At 34.0% G+C, this 20,348-nt stretch carries 23 protein-coding genes, 1 tRNA gene and 1 riboswitch; of the genes, 14 read left to right on the top strand and 10 right to left on the bottom strand.

Annotated features, from left to right (window positions below):
- Positions 1-123: 123 nt before the first annotated feature.
- From NQ499_RS10180 to NQ499_RS10165, 4 genes are all read left to right on the top strand, one after another.
- Positions 124-654 carry a methylated-DNA--[protein]-cysteine S-methyltransferase gene (locus NQ499_RS10180; protein WP_006504971.1) on the top strand — a complete coding sequence of 177 codons (531 nt, stop codon included), beginning with the start codon at positions 124-126 and terminating at the stop codon, positions 652-654.
- A gap of 100 nt (positions 655-754) precedes the next feature.
- The gene (locus NQ499_RS10175) at positions 755-1,060 is read left to right on the top strand and encodes a type II toxin-antitoxin system RelB/DinJ family antitoxin (protein WP_006504970.1); all 306 of its coding nucleotides are present in this window, start codon (positions 755-757) and stop codon (positions 1,058-1,060) included.
- The gene (locus NQ499_RS10170) at positions 1,057-1,389 is read left to right on the top strand and encodes a type II toxin-antitoxin system RelE/ParE family toxin (RefSeq protein WP_006504969.1); all 333 of its coding nucleotides are present in this window, start codon (positions 1,057-1,059) and stop codon (positions 1,387-1,389) included. Before NQ499_RS10175 ends, NQ499_RS10170 begins: the two co-directional genes overlap by 4 nt.
- A 335-nt stretch (positions 1,390-1,724) precedes the next feature.
- A complete protein-coding gene (locus NQ499_RS10165) occupies positions 1,725-2,300 on the top strand; it encodes an aryl-sulfate sulfotransferase (protein ID WP_081455798.1) in 576 nt (191 codons plus the stop codon).
- 13 nt (positions 2,301-2,313) lie between these two features.
- Here NQ499_RS10165 and NQ499_RS10160 read toward each other — a convergent pair whose 3' ends face one another.
- Complete coding sequence (locus NQ499_RS10160) at positions 2,314-3,120, bottom strand: hypothetical protein (RefSeq protein WP_040389683.1); 807 nt, start codon at positions 3,118-3,120, stop codon at positions 2,314-2,316.
- Between the two features lie 84 nt (positions 3,121-3,204).
- Here NQ499_RS10160 and NQ499_RS10155 point away from each other — a divergent pair, with 84 nt between their 5' ends.
- Positions 3,205-3,726, top strand: coding sequence for a nitroreductase family protein (locus NQ499_RS10155; protein WP_040389682.1), 522 nt, complete (start codon positions 3,205-3,207; stop codon positions 3,724-3,726).
- A gap of 22 nt (positions 3,727-3,748) precedes the next feature.
- Here NQ499_RS10155 and NQ499_RS10150 read toward each other — a convergent pair whose 3' ends face one another.
- Both NQ499_RS10150 and NQ499_RS10145 read right to left on the bottom strand, forming a co-directional pair.
- On the bottom strand, positions 3,749-4,048 hold the full coding sequence (locus NQ499_RS10150; protein WP_006504964.1) for a hypothetical protein: 300 nt from the start codon (positions 4,046-4,048) through the stop codon (positions 3,749-3,751).
- Positions 4,032-4,211, bottom strand: a complete 180-nt coding sequence (locus tag NQ499_RS10145) for a hypothetical protein (RefSeq protein WP_006504963.1) — start codon at positions 4,209-4,211, stop codon at positions 4,032-4,034. The genes NQ499_RS10150 and NQ499_RS10145 overlap by 17 nt, the downstream gene beginning before the upstream one ends.
- Positions 4,212-4,460: 249 nt before the next feature.
- On the opposite strand from NQ499_RS10145, the gene NQ499_RS10140 reads away from it, so the two are divergent.
- Positions 4,461-5,486 (top strand): threonine aldolase family protein, encoded by a 1,026-nt coding sequence (locus NQ499_RS10140; protein WP_006504962.1) that lies wholly within the window; start codon positions 4,461-4,463, stop codon positions 5,484-5,486.
- 24 nt (positions 5,487-5,510) lie between these two features.
- Here NQ499_RS10140 and NQ499_RS10135 read toward each other — a convergent pair whose 3' ends face one another.
- Positions 5,511-6,206: a hypothetical protein gene (locus NQ499_RS10135; RefSeq protein WP_006504961.1), complete on the bottom strand. Its 696-nt coding sequence runs from the start codon at positions 6,204-6,206 to the stop codon at positions 5,511-5,513.
- A gap of 38 nt (positions 6,207-6,244) precedes the next feature.
- Entirely contained in the window at positions 6,245-7,729 is a 1,485-nt protein-coding gene (locus NQ499_RS10130; protein ID WP_006504960.1) for a C40 family peptidase, read from the bottom strand.
- A gap of 269 nt (positions 7,730-7,998) precedes the next feature.
- Here NQ499_RS10130 and NQ499_RS10125 point away from each other — a divergent pair, with 269 nt between their 5' ends.
- Positions 7,999-9,591, top strand: a complete 1,593-nt coding sequence (locus tag NQ499_RS10125; RefSeq protein ID WP_006504959.1) for a PTS transporter subunit EIIC — start codon at positions 7,999-8,001, stop codon at positions 9,589-9,591.
- A gap of 1 nt (position 9,592) precedes the next feature.
- Positions 9,593-10,420: a PRD domain-containing protein gene (locus tag NQ499_RS10120; protein ID WP_050772152.1), complete on the top strand. Its 828-nt coding sequence runs from the start codon at positions 9,593-9,595 to the stop codon at positions 10,418-10,420.
- A 37-nt stretch (positions 10,421-10,457) separates the two neighbouring features.
- Here NQ499_RS10120 and NQ499_RS10115 read toward each other — a convergent pair.
- Positions 10,458-10,531: transfer RNA gene (locus tag NQ499_RS10115), tRNA-Arg, on the bottom strand.
- Between the two features lie 37 nt (positions 10,532-10,568).
- On the opposite strand from NQ499_RS10115, the gene thpR reads away from it, so the two are divergent.
- Entirely contained in the window at positions 10,569-11,609 is a 1,041-nt protein-coding gene (gene thpR, locus NQ499_RS10110) for an RNA 2',3'-cyclic phosphodiesterase (protein ID WP_050772151.1), read from the top strand.
- Here thpR and NQ499_RS10105 read toward each other — a convergent pair.
- Positions 11,593-12,411 (bottom strand): Cof-type HAD-IIB family hydrolase, encoded by an 819-nt coding sequence (locus NQ499_RS10105; RefSeq protein ID WP_040389681.1) that lies wholly within the window; start codon positions 12,409-12,411, stop codon positions 11,593-11,595. The two genes, thpR and NQ499_RS10105, sit on opposite strands and share 17 nt — an antisense overlap.
- Before the next feature lie 79 nt (positions 12,412-12,490).
- Here NQ499_RS10105 and NQ499_RS10100 point away from each other — a divergent pair, with 79 nt between their 5' ends.
- Genes NQ499_RS10100 through NQ499_RS10090 form a run of 3 tightly spaced genes read left to right on the top strand, consistent with a single transcriptional unit; the run spans position 12,491 to position 14,345 of the window.
- Positions 12,491-13,087, top strand: a complete 597-nt coding sequence (locus tag NQ499_RS10100; RefSeq protein ID WP_006504955.1) for a lysoplasmalogenase family protein — start codon at positions 12,491-12,493, stop codon at positions 13,085-13,087.
- 33 nt (positions 13,088-13,120) lie between these two features.
- Positions 13,121-13,582 (top strand): pyridoxamine 5'-phosphate oxidase family protein, encoded by a 462-nt coding sequence (locus tag NQ499_RS10095; RefSeq protein ID WP_006504954.1) that lies wholly within the window; start codon positions 13,121-13,123, stop codon positions 13,580-13,582.
- Position 13,583: 1 nt separating this feature from the next.
- A complete protein-coding gene (locus NQ499_RS10090) occupies positions 13,584-14,345 on the top strand; it encodes a DeoR/GlpR family DNA-binding transcription regulator (protein WP_006504953.1) in 762 nt (253 codons plus the stop codon).
- A 13-nt stretch (positions 14,346-14,358) separates the two neighbouring features.
- Here NQ499_RS10090 and NQ499_RS10085 read toward each other — a convergent pair whose 3' ends face one another.
- The 3 genes from NQ499_RS10085 to NQ499_RS10075 all read right to left on the bottom strand — a co-directional run bounded on the left by NQ499_RS10085 (position 14,359) and on the right by NQ499_RS10075 (position 17,700).
- On the bottom strand, positions 14,359-15,549 hold the full coding sequence (locus NQ499_RS10085; RefSeq protein ID WP_006504952.1) for a CpXC domain-containing protein: 1,191 nt from the start codon (positions 15,547-15,549) through the stop codon (positions 14,359-14,361).
- 38 nt (positions 15,550-15,587) lie between these two features.
- A complete protein-coding gene (locus NQ499_RS10080) occupies positions 15,588-16,061 on the bottom strand; it encodes an Ig-like domain-containing protein (RefSeq protein ID WP_006504951.1) in 474 nt (157 codons plus the stop codon).
- A 364-nt stretch (positions 16,062-16,425) separates the two neighbouring features.
- Positions 16,426-17,700, bottom strand: coding sequence for an IS30 family transposase (locus NQ499_RS10075; protein ID WP_259848500.1), 1,275 nt, complete (start codon positions 17,698-17,700; stop codon positions 16,426-16,428).
- A gap of 244 nt (positions 17,701-17,944) precedes the next feature.
- Positions 17,945-18,058, top strand: a riboswitch (FMN riboswitch).
- Between the two features lie 76 nt (positions 18,059-18,134).
- Between NQ499_RS10075 and NQ499_RS10070 the strand changes: the two genes are divergently transcribed.
- Both NQ499_RS10070 and NQ499_RS10065 read left to right on the top strand, forming a co-directional pair.
- Positions 18,135-18,725, top strand: coding sequence for an ECF transporter S component (locus NQ499_RS10070; protein WP_006506945.1), 591 nt, complete (start codon positions 18,135-18,137; stop codon positions 18,723-18,725).
- Positions 18,726-18,796: 71 nt separating this feature from the next.
- The gene (locus tag NQ499_RS10065) at positions 18,797-20,122 is read left to right on the top strand and encodes an aspartate kinase (RefSeq protein ID WP_040390213.1); all 1,326 of its coding nucleotides are present in this window, start codon (positions 18,797-18,799) and stop codon (positions 20,120-20,122) included.
- Positions 20,123-20,348 lie beyond the last annotated feature (226 nt).

Raw genomic sequence — 20,348 nt, 5'->3', positions numbered from 1 at the left:
AATACAACCAACAAAGGAATATTTTATAGCATGTCATTCACAAAGCATTAGCTATACGTAGAAAAAGAAATTCTTTTTTGCGTACGCTAATGCTTTTTTTGTTTATTTTTGGAGGTAAAAATAATGGAATATATTAAGAAATACCAGTCTCCTATTGGAAATATTACTATGGCAAGTGATGGTGAATCACTTATTGGTTTATGGTTTGAAGATGATAAATATTATGCAGATATCCTCAAGGAACCTATTGAACAAGATTTACCCGTCTTTGATCAGACAATTGCTTGGTTAAACTTATATTTTGATGGAATCGTTCCTAACTTCTGTCCACCTATTAAGATGCAGGGTACACCATTCCAGAGAATGATCTGGACTATTATCCAGCATATCCCTTATGGTGAAACAATTACTTATGGTGATATTGCGAAAGCTATTGCGAAATATGGCAATAAGAAAGAAATGTCAGCACAGGCAGTTGGTGGTGCTATTGGTCATAATCATATTGCGTTAATCATCCCTTCACACCGTGTCGTAGGTTCTAAGGGTAACTTAAAAGGCTATGCTTCTGGCGTAGAAAAGAAAAAGAAGCTTCTCCTCTTCGAAAAAGCCTCAGTTATTAACAGCAGTATGAGAATAGATACAAGACTTGCATAATGCAGGTCTTTTTTTATACTTAAAAATATGCTGTTAGCATGCGAAAAGATTGCTAATAGCATGCAAAAAGTGCTAAACTATAGAAAAGGAGGTAATCATTATGGCAAGAACCGCAAATGTGTTTGCACGTGTTGAACCTGAACTTAAGGAACAGGCTGAAGATATTTTACAACAACTTGGTATTCCGATGTCGAATGCAGTAGGAATGTTTTTAAAACAGATTGTATTGCAAAAGGGTATTCCCTTTGAAATGAAATTACCTAGAACTGAGCCTCTACAATACCAGTCTCTTACTAAAGAACAATTTGATGCAGAAATTGAAAAAGGTATCGCTGACATAAAAGCGGGAAGAGTCTATTCAGCTGATGAAGTTGAAGCAGAAATGAAAAGAGACTTTAATCTATGACTTTTCGTATAGATTACTCTATAGTAGCAAGACATGATATAAGAGAGATTTATCAATACATAGCATATCATTTGTGTCAACCGGAAGCTGCAAGTAGACAAATAAATCATAATATGGAAGAGATACGTTCTTTAGAATTTATGCCAATGAGATATAAATTATATGAAGAAGAACCTTGGAACAGTATGGGATTAAGAGTTTTGCCTGTGGATAATTATCTGGTGTTTTACTTGTTGAATGAAGTAAATGGTGTTGTGAATATTGTTCATATTATGTATGGCGGTAGAGATATTTCTAAACAGTTTCATGACATTTGGATTAAACTTTAGGAGGCTGTCTCGAAATAAATGACAGTTTTCTAAAATAGAAAAATGCGACACATCTCAAATAAATGAGAAGTGCCGCATTTTTTGATATAATTAGGTTATGAATGAATGTTTAAATAATGAACCTAACTACATAACATATTATAACTCAATTCAGATGTGTTTGCCACTAGGTCTTGGCTATGAAATTACGCCAACTGATGAACTTCTTTCTTTCCTCGAGGCCATTAAGGGAGTGGATCTAAGCAAGTATATGGTCAGAAAAGAAACCAGAGGAAGAAAAGGTCACAACAGGATAGACCTGCTACTCTTTAGCTTTAGTAGGTAATAACTCTCTTATTATCAGTTCTAGAGAAACATCTACAATCATTAAACTCAATACCATCTATACAAATCCATCTATAGACTATATGATTGGTTCAGAACAATTCTGGGACTCTACAGGTTATGAATCTCAATTACTCACAAAAACAAGTGATTTCTCTATGCAGGCAGGACAACATTATGTCACTTATGAAGAAAACAATTCATTACCTAAAGGGCAATACTACCTATATATGTTCAACAATAATTACTGTTATAGTAGTACTAGAAGTGATTACAAATGGCAGAATGATACAAATTACACCAATGCATTCTTTACTATGAAGAGCGGTACATCTTATTACTATAAATATTTGGTAGATGAAAATGCGCGCACTGTCTCTCTAGTAAGTTCTATACAAGTTGCTTATTCACCTTATGTTTCTAGCTCACAGGAACTTCATGGACAATTAATTGCAGATAGTGGAATACAGATGAGCTGGAGTGTTTATACCCTCGATGGTACACTCTTACGTACATATCAAACAACAGGAGGTAAGTTCCTCTATCGTGTCTTACAATATGATTTAAAGGATTATTTATTCCAATAAAAAAGCAGCTAGATTAATTTCTAGCTGTTTTTCTCATAATTAATTGTGCGATTATTACTACTACAACAGATATACCACATATCATCATTCCTGGTGTTCTTAAGATAGATGGATCAAAGATCACTGTACGATTCAAATAAGAACCAGCGACTTCACTAATTGCGAGTGGCATTATAAAGCTCACACTTAGTCCGGATAATACACCTGTTACACCCAATGCAGTTAATCCATATAGTTTATCTATAATTAACTGAATCAAGCATAATACAACAAGTATACCAGCCATAATCATACGATTAGAATCAAGTGTTAACTGATAGAAGATCTGTATCATCTTTAATCTCTTAGGAGACTGTTTACTAATAAACTCATCTACATATTGATCAATACCCTGAGATACTAAACCAGAAGAAATCAATTGAGTCAGTGATGTCTTTAATATACTAGGTACTGTGATATCTGTATCCTTTTCTACAATCTCAAAACATTCCTGTGCCAGGTTATTGATATAAGGTGTCATATCTTCTTTATTTTCTTCACCTGTTGCCATCTGCTTAATAATAGCCTGACTATATTTAGTTGTTAAAGTGGCCATAGATTCAGATTGACTAATATCAGCCTGTATTTTATTGATTGTAATCTGCGGTAATCGATATGTATATTGATTAATGACAGTCATTACTTTGTTGGTCATTTCCTGGGTAATTTCATCATTCTGTATAGCACTATTAATAATACTTGGACAAAGCATTGAAAAACATAATACATTCACAAGAATGAAAATAAGAATATCTAATACAATTGTACGTAACATACGCATAACTATCACGCTCCTTTACCCTCATTATAAAAAAACCACAACACATGTCAATATGTTATAATGGGAGAAAGAAAGGGTGATTATATGGATTTTTTAGACTTTTTGAAACAAAGAAGAAGCTATAGACAATATACGGGTGAATCATTAGAAAAAGAATTATTGGATCAAATTGTAGAAGCAGGCTTACTCGCACCAAGTGGGCGTAATATTAAACCAGAAGAACTAATTGTAGTCACTGATCCTGAACTATTAACACAATTATCTCAATGTAGAAAAGCAGGCAGTCAGATGTTAGAAGGTGCAGCTGCCTGCATTATTGTATTAGGTGATGAAGATAAAACAGATGTCTGGATAGAAGACTGCAGCAATGTCATCTTGACGATGCATTATATGGCCTCATCACTAGGGTTAGGCAGCTGCTGGATTCAGGGAAGAAATAGAGTATCATCTACAGAAGATTCAACGGAGGACTATATTAGAAATATCTTTCATTTCCCAAAGAATTTGCGTTTAGAAGCACTATTATCTATTGGACATATTGATCAAACATTACCTGCCAAAGATGTAACAGAAGAATTATTAAATAAAGTACATAGACCAGAATAAAAGATACCCACGTGGTATCTTTTTACATGTCTTTATTCTGTTTGAAAGGTTTGTATTCATAGAAAACGATGTCTTCACTATTTTCTATGATTTCATAATATAAGACTGCTTTGGTAGTTGGCATAACATACTTATATTTGTTTGTTTGAACCTTCTTGCCAATATGTGGATTGGCCTCAACTATTCCTTTGACTTTTCGTAATTCTTTGGTTAGAAAGATTCCTATAGAGAAGTTTCTGAATCTAATATAGTTATAATAATCAATGTTGTCTATAATTTCTATAATGTATGGTTCGATTTCAACATCAAAATTTAACTCCATACTTTTCTTCTCTGTCTTTTAAGAATTCATCAAAGCTAATGGTTTTAAAATCTTTACTCTTTTTTCTTTCTTCATAAGCAGCTACTGTCTGCAAATCTTCGTATTCTTCATCAGTTAAACAAGTATAAGATACACCATTAATAATTACTGTTCTGTTTTCCATATCCTATCACTCCTTTTTGATTATTATAGTATAGTTCTGTTCCTATTCCTACAAAATAGTATGAATTGACTATTCGAGGAATGAGTTTCCTTTATCTTTCTATGTAAAAGTATTCTAAACAAGAAATAAGTGGCTTATACATATATATACTCATTCATCAGGGTGAATTACTTCATATTTTTGAATTATTTTCATTATTTGTATTCACCTCTAAAATAGTGTAGAATACATGAAACGGAGGATATAAAGATGTTATCATTTGAAAGTGATTATACAGAAGGGGCACATCCTGCCATTCTAGAAAAATTTATTGAAACAAATATGGATCAGCAGTCAGGATATGGAGTAGATGTATATTCTGAATCTGCAAGAAAAAAGATTGCGAAAGCATGTGGTAAAGAAGAAGCTGATATTTACTTTATTACAGGTGGTACACAGACTAACCAGTTAGTCATTGATACAATGTTGAAGCCTTATGAAGGTGTTGTCGCTGCAGTGACAGGACATGTGGCCGCTCATGAAGCAGGGGCTATTGAATATACAGGACATAAGGTAATGACTGTTCCACAATACTTAGGTAAACTCAAAGCATCAGATGTCAAAGAATTAGTAGATACATTCTATAACGATGCCAATCATGAACATATGGTATTCCCAGGTATGGTTTATATTTCTCATCCTACAGAATATGGCACACTTTATACAAAAGAAGAATTAAAAGAAATCTCAGATGTATGTCATGCTTATAACTTGCCTTTATTCTTAGATGGTGCAAGACTTGGTTATGGCCTCATGTCTTATGATACTGATGTAACACTAGAAGATATTGCAGAACTTACTGATGTATTCTATATCGGTGGTACTAAAGTAGGGGCATTATGTGGTGAGGCAGTTGTTTTTACTAAGAAGAATACACCAGCACACTTTGTGAACCTTATCAAGAAGCATGGTGCACTGCTTGCAAAAGGACGTTTAAATGGTGTTCAATTTGATGTTCTTTTTACAGATGATCTCTATTTCAAGATTTCAAGACATGCGATTGATATGGCTGAAAAGCTTAAAACAATCTTTAAAGAAAAGGGTTATGAATTCTATATTGATTCTCCTACAAACCAGCAGTTCTTTATTGTAGACAATAAGAAACTAGAAGAACTAGAAAAGCATGTACGCTATGGTTTCTGGGAAAAGTATGATGATACACATACAGTAGTACGTTTTGCGACAAGCTGGGCGACTACAGAAGAATCTATTGAAAAACTTAAAGAACTATTATAAAAAGATTCCTTCCGGAATCTTTTTTTAGTGCCATGCTGTAGTATGTTCATCTATGACCTGGCCGTTTTCTATTTTATAGAATCCTAATACTATAGTCGTACCATTCTTTGTTTCCTCATAAGCATATTCATGCTCATGAGTTTCATAATAATTTAAATGTCGTGTGACACCATCTTTGTTATAAACAACTGCATACATCCATCCCTTTGCACTGGTACCATATTTTATATCATCATAATGAAGATAATCAGCCACCATCCTCAATTCTTTTCTGATCTCATCAGCATCCTGACCAGCCATATCATCTTTAGTTGTTATACCATCCTGACTAGGTATAATAGAATTTTTTGTATTTCCGTTATAATAAAGACTGTAAAGCATATCATCCTGTTCAGATCCTCTTATTACAACACTTACATGATCCTTATACCAGCTCACACTCCATACTGCTTTACGAATACTTCCACCATCATCTGATAATACAAAGTCAGTCTTATTGATTGTTTTTCCATTCTTTTTAAGAAGCAAACGTCCATCCGCACTGCTGAAGAAGAGGGGACTTCCTACAGACTGCATAATCACTTCATATCCGTTATAAGACTTCTTATCTACAGTTGCTACATGATACTCAATCATATAGATAAAAGCACCATAGAGTAAACAAATAACTAATACAATACTTAACAAGATTCCTAGAATTACCTTTAATACTTTTTTCATACAGCCTCCTTACAAAAAAAGAAGATCTTTCGATCTTCTTATCTACCAGCACCTGCATAATGAGATGCATAATAACCGCTATTTAATGAAGATACTGTAACACCAGTACTTGAGTTAGCAGCATGAACAAACTGTCCATTACCGATATAGATACCTACATGTGAGATACCTGACTTATAAGTTCCTGCAAAGAATACTAAGTCACCAGCACTTAAGCCATCCTTAGATACTCTTGTAGTTCCACTATACTGAGCAGCAGCAGTTCTTGGTAATGATTTACCATTCTGTCTATATACCCATGAAGTGAATCCAGAACAGTCAAATGCTGTTGGTCCAGAAGCACCAAATACATAAGCAGAACCTACTTTAGATAAACCAGTTCCAACAACACCGCTATGTCCACCCTTAACACTTGTACCACCGGCATTGTATCCACCTCTTGAAGGAGCGGCAGATACATTCACCTTAGCACTTGCATTAGCTGTATTACCAGCGTTATCAGTGACTGTATAGTTAACTGTATAACTTCCAGATTTAGAAGTATTGACAGAACCACTTACATTTACTTTGCTTGTTACATCACCATCAAGATTATCGATGGCAGAAACAAGGTTTGACTTTGCATCAAATGATGAACCATACTTCACATTAATATCATTAGACTTTAATGTAATAGCAGGAGCAGCAATATCAGCTACAGTTACATCATAAGTATTTTCAGTCTTATTACCACTTGCATCAGTTGCAGTTACCTTAAGAGACTGAGTACCATCTAACTTCTTAGTATCTACTTCACCTTCAACAGTTAAAACAGGATTCATATCATAGTTATCCTTTGCTTCAACATAGTTGTTGATATCAAAGTTATCACCGTAGTTTACTACGAAGTTACCATTCTTTAAGTTCATTTCAGGAGCAGATGTATCACCAACATTGAAAGTAAATGTCTTAGTAGCAACATTACCCATGTTATCTTCAACAGAAGCATTGATCACCTGTTCACCTAACTGAGTTGTATCTAAATCCTTATCAAAATTAACGAAGTCTGTTACATCACCATCAACATTATCAGTTGCTTTGATGTACTGTTTTAAATCGTTGCTGCCATTGGCTTCAACGTTGATGACAAATCCATCATCATTTCTAGATTCAAGAACGGGTGCTTCATTATCTACAACCTTAACATTAACAGTCTTAGTTGTTTCGTTATTGAAAGCATCCTTTACTGTCACATTGACAGCATATGTTCCTAACTGGTTCTTTTCATAAGAATCAGCATGAATCTTTGTTTTTAATGTATCAGTATTATCTCTATTATCAGAGATTGCAAAATCACTAGCTTTTAAGACAGTTCCATAAGGAACTTCAATTGTTTTTGAATGTACAACAGGTGCTGTTCTATCAGCAGCTGTATAACCCACGATTGCGAAAGCGGAAATAGCAAACACAGGAATGAACATTGTCTTCTGAGTTCTTATTCTATGAGATACGAAACTCATGATTTCTTTTGTTTTCTTATCCATTTTTCTCTCTCCTTTTGTCTTTCGACAGCATCTATTATAACACCTCATATCAAAAAATAAAGAAAAATCTTAAGAAATTTTTAAGAAGTATCAAAAAGTGTTGTATTTATCATATAAAAATGAATTAAGAAATTTTTAAAAATAACTTAAGAATTATACAAAATGCGTTATTTTGTAAGAAAAACAGAAAGAATCCTATTACAAAAGCATTAGATTTTCATCCTATATAATGATAGAATAGATTAAAAGACGAAGAAGGAGGAAGAATCATGTTTGATAAGCTATTTAGTAAACTGCAACGTGTAGGAAAGAGCTTTATGATTCCTATTGCTGTTTTACCTATTGCTGGTCTATTGATGGGTATAGGGCGTTCATTTACAAATGAAACAATGATTCAGGCCTACCATCTTCAATTCATGCTTGGAAAAGGAACACCACTCAATGCACTGTTTACTATTATGTGCAATGCTGGAAATATTGTCTTTGATAATCTTCCTGTTCTATTTGCAGTGGGCATAGCTATGGGCATGGCTAAACATGAAAAAGCCACTGCGGCTTTCTCTGCATTGGTTAGCTTTTTAATTATGCATGCTTCTATTAATGCCTTACTTACTATCAATGGTTTTATAGTAGATGGAAAGGTGGCTGATTTTGTCAGATTAGGTACAATCAATACGATTTGTGGTATTCAATCTTTAGATGTAGGTGTCTTTGGTGGTATAGTAGTAGGACTTGGTGTTGCTTATCTTCATAATAGGTTCTATATGACGCGACTTCCCGATTACTTATCATTCTTTGCAGGCACACGTTTTGTCCCAGTTATCTGTTCTATTGTTTCTGTATTTGTAGGAATTATATTCTATAATATATGGCCTCCCGTTCAGGAAGCCATTTATCACTTAGGTGTTTTTGTAAGAGACAGCAGTTATGCAGGTACATTCGTATTTGGCTTTGTCAAGCGTATGTTGATTCCTTTTGGATTACATCATGTGTTCTATCTTCCATTCTGGCAGACAGGACTTGGTGGCAGTATGGTAGTGGATGGACAAGTGATCCAGGGGGCTCAGAATATCTTCTTTGCGCAGCTTGCTTCACCTCATGTGACTCATTTCAATGTAGAAGCCACTCGTTTCTTTACTGGTGAATATATCTTTATGATGTTTGGTTTACCAGGTGCAGCCCTTGCAATGTATCATTGTGCAAGACCAAGTCAGCGTAAAAAAACAGGAGGTTTATTACTTTCTGCCTCATTGACTTCTATATTAACAGGTATTACTGAACCAATTGAATTCACATTCTTATTTCAAGCACCGCCACTCTTTTTGATTCATGCGCTTCTAGCAGGAAGTGCATATGCAGTGGCACAGGCTTTAAATATTTCGATTGGACTCACTTTTAGTGCAGGAGCGATTGATTTTTTCTTGTTTGGTATATTACAGGGAAATAGTAAAACAAACTGGGTCTTTGTCCCAATAATAGGTTTTATTTATTTCTTGCTTTATTATTCAATCTTTAAGTTTATGATTAAACGTTATGATTTTAAAACAGTAGGTAGAGGAGAAGATACACAGCTGCATACAAAAAAAGACTATTCTAGAAAGAAAAGTCTTGACGTAGACAGTTCTGTGTCTCATTCTATTGTAGAAGCATTAGGTGGTATTCCTAATATATTAGATGTTGATACATGTACAACACGTCTGCGTGCGACTTTAAAGAATCCAACATTAGTTGATGAGGAAGCCTTAAAGGCAACAGGTGCTGCAGGTATATATATGCGTGGAGAAGGTATACAAATTACTTATGGACCACATGTTGTCATTATCGTATCAGAAATAAAACAGATATTACATGAAGGAGAATAAAGTGAAAAAACAGCGTTATGAAGTCATTGGAACGCTAAACAATAACGGAGTTGTCGCAAAAGATGAACTCAATAAAGAAGTTATATTACTAGGGAAAGGAATAGGCTTCAAAAGAAAAGCAGGAGATGTAATTGAGAATCCTGGAAAGAATATTAAATGCTATAGTTTGGAAAAGAATACAGGGAAGAATGTATTGCAGGGGGTTGATCCTATCTTTTTAGAAATAGCCAATGAAATTATTCGTTATGCAGAAAAGGAATTTGGTGATATTGACACCAAGATTCTTTTACCTCTTGCAGACCATATCGCATTCTCTATTGATCGTATTAAGAATGATATGGTGATTTCAAACCCTCTTACAAGTGATATTCGATTATTGTTTGCAGATGAATATGAAGTTGCTACAAAAGCAAGAAAGATCATTAAAAGAAGATTAGGGTATGAAATCACTGATGATGAAATTGGTTATATTTCTCTTCATATTCATGCAGCTTTGAGTTCTCAGCCACCTGCACGTTCATTACAGGTTGCCAGCATTATTCATCAGACAGTCACTTATGTAGAAGAAACCTTCAATATAGTGATTGATGAAGACTCAATTGCATATATTCGTTTAGTAAATCACATCAAGTTCTTAATGGTACGAATAGATCGTAAAGAAGATGTGCAGGTTTCTATGACTGACTATACAAAAGAAAAGTTTCCAGAAAGCTATGCAGTGGCATGTCGTGTAGCGGATTATATAGAAAAGCTGATTCTAGAAAAGATATCCGATGAAGAAATAGGCTATCTTGCGATACATATAGAAAGAATTAGACAAAGTGTATAATAAAAGGCAGCTTGTGCTGCCTTTTTTTCCTTGTTGACGTGCATGACAGGATTTGAACCTGCAGTCTTCAGAGCCGGAGTCTGATGCTCTATCCCGTTGAGCTACATGCACATAGCTTGTTCATTATATCATGGAAAGGATGAATTTTATGAGACAATTTATCGCACTTACATTTAATTCTTCTTTTAAAGAAGAACTGGTTCATATTATAGATTCTTTAAAGGAAGAAGGTATTAAAGGCAAGTATTATGATCCAGATAATCTTCATATGACTTTAGCTTTCTTTGGTGAAACAAATAGACAGGATGAAATCATGGAGATTATACAATCTATTCCTTTTCCTGAAATCACCATCACTACTAACCGTATTGGCCATTTCAAGAAGATATACTGGGTAGGAGTCAAAGAAAATCCTGAATTAGATGCTTATGTGAATACACTAAGAAATACATTGAAGCAGCATGATATTCCTTTTGATGATAAACCCTTTTATCCTCATATAACCATTTTAAGAAAAGCAGAAGAAGGGGACAGAACACTTCAAGAAGTCTCTACAAAAGATATCAAAGTAGAACTCTTACAGGCCCATTACTTAGAAGAAGGTTTAAAATATCTTCCTTATAAGGAACAGGATGTATTAGAAGCAATTAATAAAATATATCAACAAAAGGGACATGTCACTATCGCAATAGATGGAAGATGTGGAAGTGGGAAAACAACTCTTGCGAATAAATTAAAAGCGTATTTTGATTGTCATATATTTCATATGGATGATTTCTATCTTCAGGAATATCAGCGTACGCAGGAGCGCTATAATGAACCAGGTGGTAATGTAGATAGAGAAAGATTTAAAAAAGAAGTATTAGAACCTCTAAAAGAACATCAAGATGTTCTTTATCGCCCTTTTGATTGTTCCACAATGTCTATAAGTGAAGGAGCCTTATACTCTTATAAACCTATTAATATCATAGAAGGGTCTTATTCATGTCATCCTGAGCTTATTGATGATTATGATATGACTATATTCTTAGATATAGATGAATCATTACGATATAAACGTATAGAAGAAAGAAATGGAAAAGAAGCCCTTAACATGTTCATAAAAAAATGGATACCATTAGAAGAAAAATACTTTTCTTCCTTTGATATCCAAAATCATTGTGATTTTTATTTTAAAGCAGGTCGTTAGCGGCCTGTTCTTTATTTTTTCTAAGCGCTTTTTTAATAATTTTTAAGCATCCCTGATCTTCATTAGAATCAGTAATACCATATGCCAGCTTCTTGATTTCATCTACTGCATTCTCCATCGCAAAACCATACTTCACAGACTTTAATAAAGCATAATCATTCATCTGGTCACCAAAAGCAAGACATTCATCTCTAGAAATATGTTCATGTTCCTGAATATAACGCATACCAAGACCCTTATTTACACCATCTCTTTGAATATCCATCCATTCATTACCCGATGTAATAATCTGTAACCCACTAGGTAAGATAGAAGTAATATCTCCTGCATTATTCTTAATATCTCCACTAGGATCAAGTATCGCAATCTTAGTAATAGGTTCATCAATTTCATCAAAATCATCAATCAACTTATTTGAACAATAATAAGTAGTCAGTTCTTTAGTCAGATGATCCTTCTTTCTTGCGTAAGCATACTTTTCTCCTGCTACTACAATCTTAAAATCAGGATAATGTTCCTTTACTCTCTCTATTGCAAGAAATGCTTTCTTACGGTTCATATCAAATACTTCTAATGTATTTGGACCCTTCGCAATATAACTGCCTCCATCCGCAATAAAATACATATCCTCACTCATAGGTAAGAACTTCTGATAAAGTCTGGCATACTGGTTACCGCTTGCAGCCACAAACAGTACACCCTGTTCCTTCATTTCAAAAAATAAATCAATAAAAGACTTATCAAACTGCTTCTTATTATCTAGGAATGTTCCATCCATATCTGTCGCAATTAATTTGATCATTTGTCTTATCCCCCCTTTGAGCACCACTATAGCACACATCTTTGATTTATGGTAGACTATTTCAGAAAGGAAGTTATATATGATATTACTATATATTTTATTATTTCTTATTATGGCTTGTACATGGCGTACACGTTATCATATCTATACAAAAGGACTCTGTTCATTTGGCTTTATTCTCACTGCCTACTTATCCCATCAGACAAAACTATTTCTTCTTATCTTGCCAGGATTACTCGCATTCATGATAGGAGATCTACTCCTATGTAAGAAAAATCTATTTAAGTATGGACTTAATGCATTTCTTATAGGTGATATTGCTTGTCTATTCTTTTATTATCATTATCAGCCATTCACCTATATAGAACTTATTGTGCCAGTAGTATCTATGATCTTATTGGAAATAGTGACTTATTCTAAAGATATAGAATATAAAACAGAAATCACCAGCTATATATTTGCGCTCGTCTGGCTGACAGCTAAAAGTATTCTTACAGCCATAACTATGAATATACTTAACTTCAAGATGATGGCATTAGGCTTTATTCTCTATCTCTTATCAGATGTACTTCTTGTCTTCTATAAGAGAAATAAGTACCAGATATTAGGAATTTTGAATATTTTCTTCTATTATTTTGGGATTTTTTTAACCGCTTACAGTTTTTCTTTCATCTAATGTGTTAAAATAGATACAAAAGGGGAGAGAGAAATGGCAGAAACAGTAGAAGATTTAAATCAGTTAAGGGAGATGCTTCATCATTTTGATACATTGCATATCGCATTTCAAGATGATGACTGTCCTTATATTGTTCCAATGAACTTTGGAATAGGAGAGGATCAAGACAAAATAGTACTTTATATCTATACACCAAGAGAAGGAAAGATGACTCATCTTATTAAAGAAAATCATCATGTTGGTGTGCAGGCAGAAACATTATATGAATATTTTTATAAACCAGATAAGACAGTCTCTAATTCTTATTCATCTATTATTGGAAAAGGAATTGTCGAACCAGTTCCTCATGACTTATATGATGAAGCGATGGAATCTATTCTAACGCATTGTGGTTATGAAACATATCCTTATAATAAGGATTATATAGACACATGCCATGTTTATAAGATTACTTTGAGTCAGGTGACTGGAAAAAATCATTTTAAGGGAGTATAAGATGTCACAGAAAAAACGTCATCAACAAATCATTACAAAACTGAATATTAATGGACAGGTCTTTGTGAAAGAACTGGCTTCATCTTTTGGCGTGACAGAAGATTGTATCCGTAAAGATCTCACACTCTTAGAAAAGGCAGGGAAACTTAAAAGAGTACATGGCGGTGCAGTCAATGTACGTGTTAATTTACATCATACCAATGTATCAGAACGTGTCGAACTTTATAGTGAAGAAAAGAAAATCATTGCCTCTAAAGCTGTTAATGAACTAGAAAAGGGCTATGTGATCTTCCTGGATATATCTACAATCAATTTAGAAATCGCAAAACTCATATTTGAAAAGAATATCGCACTCACTATTGTGACAAATATGATTGATATTATGCAGCTCTATAGACAAAACAGTGCAGTGAGACTCATCTTTTTAGGAGGAGACTTCAATCAGGTAAAAGATGGATTTGTAGGTGCACTTACAGATCACTTGATTAGAAAATATCGTTTTGATATTTCATTTATTGGTGTTGTTGGTATTGATTTAGAACATAATGTCATTACAACCTATGAAACAAACGATGGTATCACTAAAAAGACAGCCATCAATGCAAGTAAGAAAGCCTATATGGTAGGAGAAAGTGCTAAACTCAATCAAGATGGAAACTATGCCTATGCCTCACTTGATGACTTCACAGGCTATATATGTGAAAAAGAATTAGACCACTCTCTTGTAAAAGTATTTAAAGACCATCAGGTAGAACTCATTTAAAAAAATCCCAGACTTAATTGATCTGGGTCTTTTTATGTGCTGTATAGGATAAGAATAGATCAATAAGATGAGAATCTAATATATAAGGTTCTTTCTCATCATAAATCATATAACCATCAATCTTTTCAAATGTCATCTTTAATACATCTGTTAATAGATCACTTAATATATAAGTATTCATAGGTTTCTTATTGATGGCTTCTTCTCTATCTATATAAAGAGGAATCAAACGGAACCCATCAATATCTATGACATAATTAGAAGCATTCCTATCTTTTTCTTCTAAATAATAATAGAAACGTATATTATCTAGAAGTTCTAAGAAAGCTTCTTTTCTTTCATTCTTAACAGGAAATAATTCTTTATATTCTTTTTTTAAAGATTGATCATACTCTGTTTCTAAAGGTAATGTCTTTTCAATAAAATGAAGATGATCAGGTATATCAAAGATGGACTTATAATTCTTAGTCATGACCTGTCCTAACACTCTTTCTCCATTTTCTTCTACATAAACATAATCACCAACATCTATATGATCATAAGAAGGAATTAAATATGTCCTTACTTGTATTTTTGTCTGTACCTCACATAAAGATACCTTTAAACGATAATCATAAAGACGCTCTGCCCACTCTTTATCTACTATTAGACTTGTATCATACTTCAATATCTTATTCATTACAGGATCCTGTTCCTTTAAATCATACCAGTTCCTATTAAAGATATAAGCACGTGTCCCATTGGGATTTAACGCAATCATGAGTTCTTTTTCTTCTTCCTTATTAAATAAGAAAAAAGAAGGAATATCTTCATTTAACTCTTTCTTTAAAGCCATCTTATACAACTCTATTAAACGATCATCTCTATTCTCTAGAATCATGATCTTCTCTTTGAAATTCAGCCAGGAATCTGTATAACGGAATATATAATCTTTATAAAGAGGAGTCATCCGTAACTGTTCCACACCATGAATAAACTGATCCTTATCCTGTCCATACTGTACAATAAAGTGATGTACAGGATCTATATAAGTCAAGGGATGCTTTAAAAAAGTTGTCTCTCCACAATGTGGACATGTATAAGACATAATAGAATCATCAATAATACGTTCTCTTTGATCTCGTCCGACACAGCTATAATCCTCATATCTATTCTCTTTACCGCATTTGGAACATGTAATAATATAAATATCTTTATTTCTCATAATCCTTCCTCCTAACAAAAAAAGAGCGTAAACACGCTCTATTCAATCACATGGATTGTAAGATATTTCTTTTTATAAGTATGATGATTATCCCCTGCAGTCAAAGTAATACGTGTTGTACCAGGAGTAATAGTAGTCACTAAACCTTTCTGATCAACACTAGCCACATTTGCATATTGAGATGAATAATGTGTATATTCTACTTTTACTTTCTGAGGATCAGTCTTGTAATGAATCTGGTATGTTTCTCCCTGTTTCACAGTTACATACTGATCAGGAATAACCACACTACTTAATACTGGTCCTTGTGCTACACATGCATATTGATAAACACCAAACAAGAAAACAAAATAAACAATACCTAAAAATATCTTCATTTTCTTCTTTATATGTTTATTAAAATATATCAGCACAAAAGGAATCAGTGGAAAAAGAACAATACCTGCAAAAATCCAACTCTTAGAAAGAGGTTCTCTTTCTTCTTCAAGCGTGCTATTTTGTTTATCTGACATATTGTACCCACCTTTTTTAATTCTTCTTCATTATATCGAATATGTTATCGTTTTTAAAGAGCTAAAGTGAAAAGTTAAATTCCACTTTAAAACGGAACAAAAAAATTGTGGAATTTACTCGTTCAGGATAATGTTTTCATAAGAATATCGGATATTAAGTCTGATATTCTTTTTGTTTTAGAAATGGAAATTAGTCATACGTATATAAGAAGTGTGACTTTAATCACAGAAATCATTGTATTTTAAGGTGCAGTAAAGCTATGGAATTTCGTTCATTTTTTTCGGGTGTAAGACTAAATTCCACTTTAACTGCATGTGCTATTGTCAGTCTGCATCTCATGTTTCATACATTCTCCGAATGATTTTAGTTATCTTCTTTTAATAAATATGGTTTTAAAATTATTTCATCATTTTCTATTTTCTTGATTCCAAATTTTATGAATTTCTTATATAAATCTGGACTTAGGAACTCCATCATCTCCAGCGGTGACTTTCCTTTTAGGTTCTCCTTTGGCTGGGAATTGATGTGGGATGCCATGAGGTTAGCCTTCTCCTGTGAATCAAAACCGAGATCCTTGAGATCTGCTTCTTTAGGGCATATGTAACGTATCTCTTTGTGGTTGTTCTCAAGACTTCCTTTCTGGCATGATTGCATAGGATCACAGTAAAAGACATGAGTCCTCATGCTGCCATCATTGTCCTTTTCTAGTCCATCTGCATCTGAGAATTCAGTACCTCTATCTGTCTTGATGACCTCCACTTCCTTTACAAAAAGGTTTTTTCCTAATATTGATTCAAGAAGGGCTACGCCTTCAACCATAGCCTTTGCAGTCTTCTCTTCATGGTATATAATGAACATGAAAGAGTAAGACAGGAACTTAAAAGTCTGCATGAAGGGACCGCTTTGCCCATTGTAGACGGTATCCATCTCGACAATACTAACGTTGTCATGATCGTCAGTATATGAGATGAAATCCTTATAGGTGCGGCCTATCAGGAACTTTCTGTCTTCTCTTTTTTTATATTTGACAGAATCCTTCTTTGATATTCTTCTTGTCTTGACTCTTAAGTCAATATCAAGCAGGCCGAACTGTCTAAATACGCCAGATTCTATGTAATTGTATAATGTCTTTTCAGAAATATTCAGTTCAGGATGAGAAGTGATGATCTGATATGGTGAATGACCCTTCTTAACAAGAGGGACAATGACATCAGCTAAAGCCTTAAGTTCGCTGTATGTCATGTTTATTCCTTCTCTTGATTCAATGAGATCAGCCATATATTCCTTATTGGCGAGATCTGCAGAATATGTGAACTTGTCAAATCTACAGTGCTGGAATTTAGGACACCCGTTGCAGGCACCAGGAGATCTGTCTCTTCGCTTGCATTTAAAAACTACCAAATCAGCACAATCCTTACATACATGATGATGCTTGCATCTGTCCTTGTTGGCACATGCAGGATCAAAACTGCAGTAATGTGAATGTTTTCTATGTGCCTTTATTTCTTTGCCTATAGTTGATTTATCCTTCCCAAGAGTTGCAGCGATAGAAGCCTTGGTAGCACCATTTTCTATCCCTCTCTCAATGATTTGTCTTTCTGAAAGAGTAAGATGTAAATTCTTATTTGATTTAGCCATGATAATCAGCCTTTCATGAAATAGAGAAACAGACATCACGGTAATTATATACCTGTAAGAGTAAATTCAACTTTTGAAGGTGTAAAAGTAAATTCAACTGTAAGAGTAAAATCAACTGGAAAGATGTGAAAGACTAAACGCAACTTTGACCCGCCTAAAGTGGAATTTAACTTTTCACTTTAGATCGTTTTTAAAGACCTTTTGTATATGTTGACAACCTCATATAACACTTCTATAATAGTTATTGTATCTTTGGGGCAGGTGAAATTCCTGATCGGCGGTGATAGTCCGCGAGCGTAAAGCATGAACTGGTGTAATTCCAGTACCGACGGTATAGTCCGGATGGAAAAAGATGGCGTTTTTATGAAATGACTTTTTCAATCTCCTATAAGATATATATAGGAGATTTTTTTTCGCCATAGAAAGAGGCAAAAATGAAAACTAAAAAACTAGTAATGGCAGCTCTACTTGGTGCATTAGCTGCAATTCTTATGGTACTAGACTTCAATGTACCTTTGGTACCAATGTTTATTAAATTTGATTTCTCAGATTTTCCAGTATTAATTGGTGGATTTGTATTCGGCCCACTTACTGGTGTATTAATCGCATTCTTAAAGATTGTCTTAAACCTTCTCTTTAAACCAACTACTACTATGTTTGTAGGAGAAGCATCTAACTTCTTACTAAGCGTATGTTATATGGGAGTAGCCTGCTTATATTATAGAAAGCATCGTACTAAGAAGGGCGCTGTAATAGGTATGGCACTTGCAACTGTTGCAACAAGCTTATTTGCGATTGCATCAAACCTATTAGTGATGTTCCCAATGTATGCAAAACTATTTGGTATGTCTACAGAAGCCATCATCGGTATGTTCTCTAAGATCAATCCATTAGTAAAAGATATGACAACTATGGTTATTGCATCACTTGTTCCATTCAATCTCTTTAAATATGGTGTTATTTCAATTATAACATTTATTTCTTATAAGAAAATTGAAGTTATTTTGAAAAAATATTCGAATTAAGCAAAAAATATATTGATTAGTTTAGCCAAATCATGTAATCTTTATACAAAAGTGTGAGGTGGAATAAAGATATGAAAGTGGTTAAATTTGGTGGCTCATCGTTAGCCAGCGCAACTCAGTTTAAAAAAGTACATGACATCGTTCTAGAAGATACTGATCGTCATTATGTAGTTCCCAGTGCCCCTGGGAAAAGAAATAAAGAAGATACAAAAGTAACAGATTTATTGATTCTTGCCTATTCACATCACAACAAAGATGATTTTGAAGAAATCTATGACAGAATCAAAGCACGTTACAATGGAATCATTACTGAACTAGGTCTTGATATTTCTTTAGAAGAAGACTTTAAAGAAATTAAAGAAGAAATTAAGAAACAGAACAGTTTTGATTATACAATTTCACGTGGTGAATATTTAAATGGTAAAGTGTTAGCTAATTATTTAGGCTTTGACTTTATTGATGCGGCAGATGTTATTTATATCGATAAGCATGGTAGATATGATGAAAAGAAAACAGATGCAGCTCTCACAAAAGCTTTATCTGAACATGACTATGCAGTCGTTCCAGGATTCTATGGTCAATTAAATGATGAATCAGGGCGCATTAAAGCCTTCTCTAGAGGTGGTAGTGATGTTACTGGTAGTATCGTTGCGAAATGTGCCTGTGCAGATCTTTATGAGAACTGGACAGATGTATCAGGATTCCTTATTGCGGATCCACGTATTGTCAAGGATCCTAAACCAATTGCGACAATCACTTACAAAGAATTAAGAGAATTATCTTATATGGGTGCAAGTGTTCTACATCAAAATTCCATCTTCCCAGTAAGAAATGAAGGTATTCCTATCTTAATCAAGAATACCAACAGTCCAGAAGATGCGGGTACTCTCATTGTAGAAAGTACTTGTCATAAACCAGACCACGTTATTACAGGTATTGCAGGTAAAACAGGTTTTGCGACTGTCATGATTGAAAAAGACATGATGAACAGTGAAATCGGTTTTGGTCGTAAAGTACTACAGGTATTTGAAGAGCATGGTCTTTCATTTGAACATATGCCTTCAGGTATCGATACAATGACTATCATTGTGAACAGCGATGACTTCATTGAAAAAGAACAGGCCATCCTTGCAGGATTACATCGTGCTGTACAGCCTGACTATATTGTCTTAGAATCTGATTTAGCCTTAATTGCGGTCGTAGGTCGTGGTATGAAGGACAGCCGTGGTACTTCAGCAAGAGTATTTAAAGCACTTGCGAAAGAAAACATCAACGTTAAGATGATTGACCAGGGTTCATCAGAATTGAATATCATCGTAGGGGTAAGAAACTGTTATTTCAAACCAGCTATCAAAGCCATCTATGATGAATTCATTACAAGTGAAGACGACGAATAGAGAAGCAAATCGCTTCTCTATTTTTTTTATAACATTGAGTGACACACTCATAAAAGCGTGTTAATATATAGGCAATTCATAAACAAAGGAGGATATATTTATATGAAATACAAAATTGCTGCATTATTAATCGAAGTTATACAACCATTACTTACGGTATCCTATCCCTGTTTATGTATTGCTGGATGAAATTTCATATCGCTTAGCGTTAAAATCTTAAAGATGA

The sequence above is a fragment of the Catenibacterium mitsuokai genome (assembly GCF_025148785.1).
Lineage (GTDB): Bacteria > Bacillota_I > Bacilli_A > Erysipelotrichales > Coprobacillaceae > Catenibacterium > Catenibacterium mitsuoka.
This window is presented reverse-complemented; position numbering and strand designations above follow the sequence as displayed.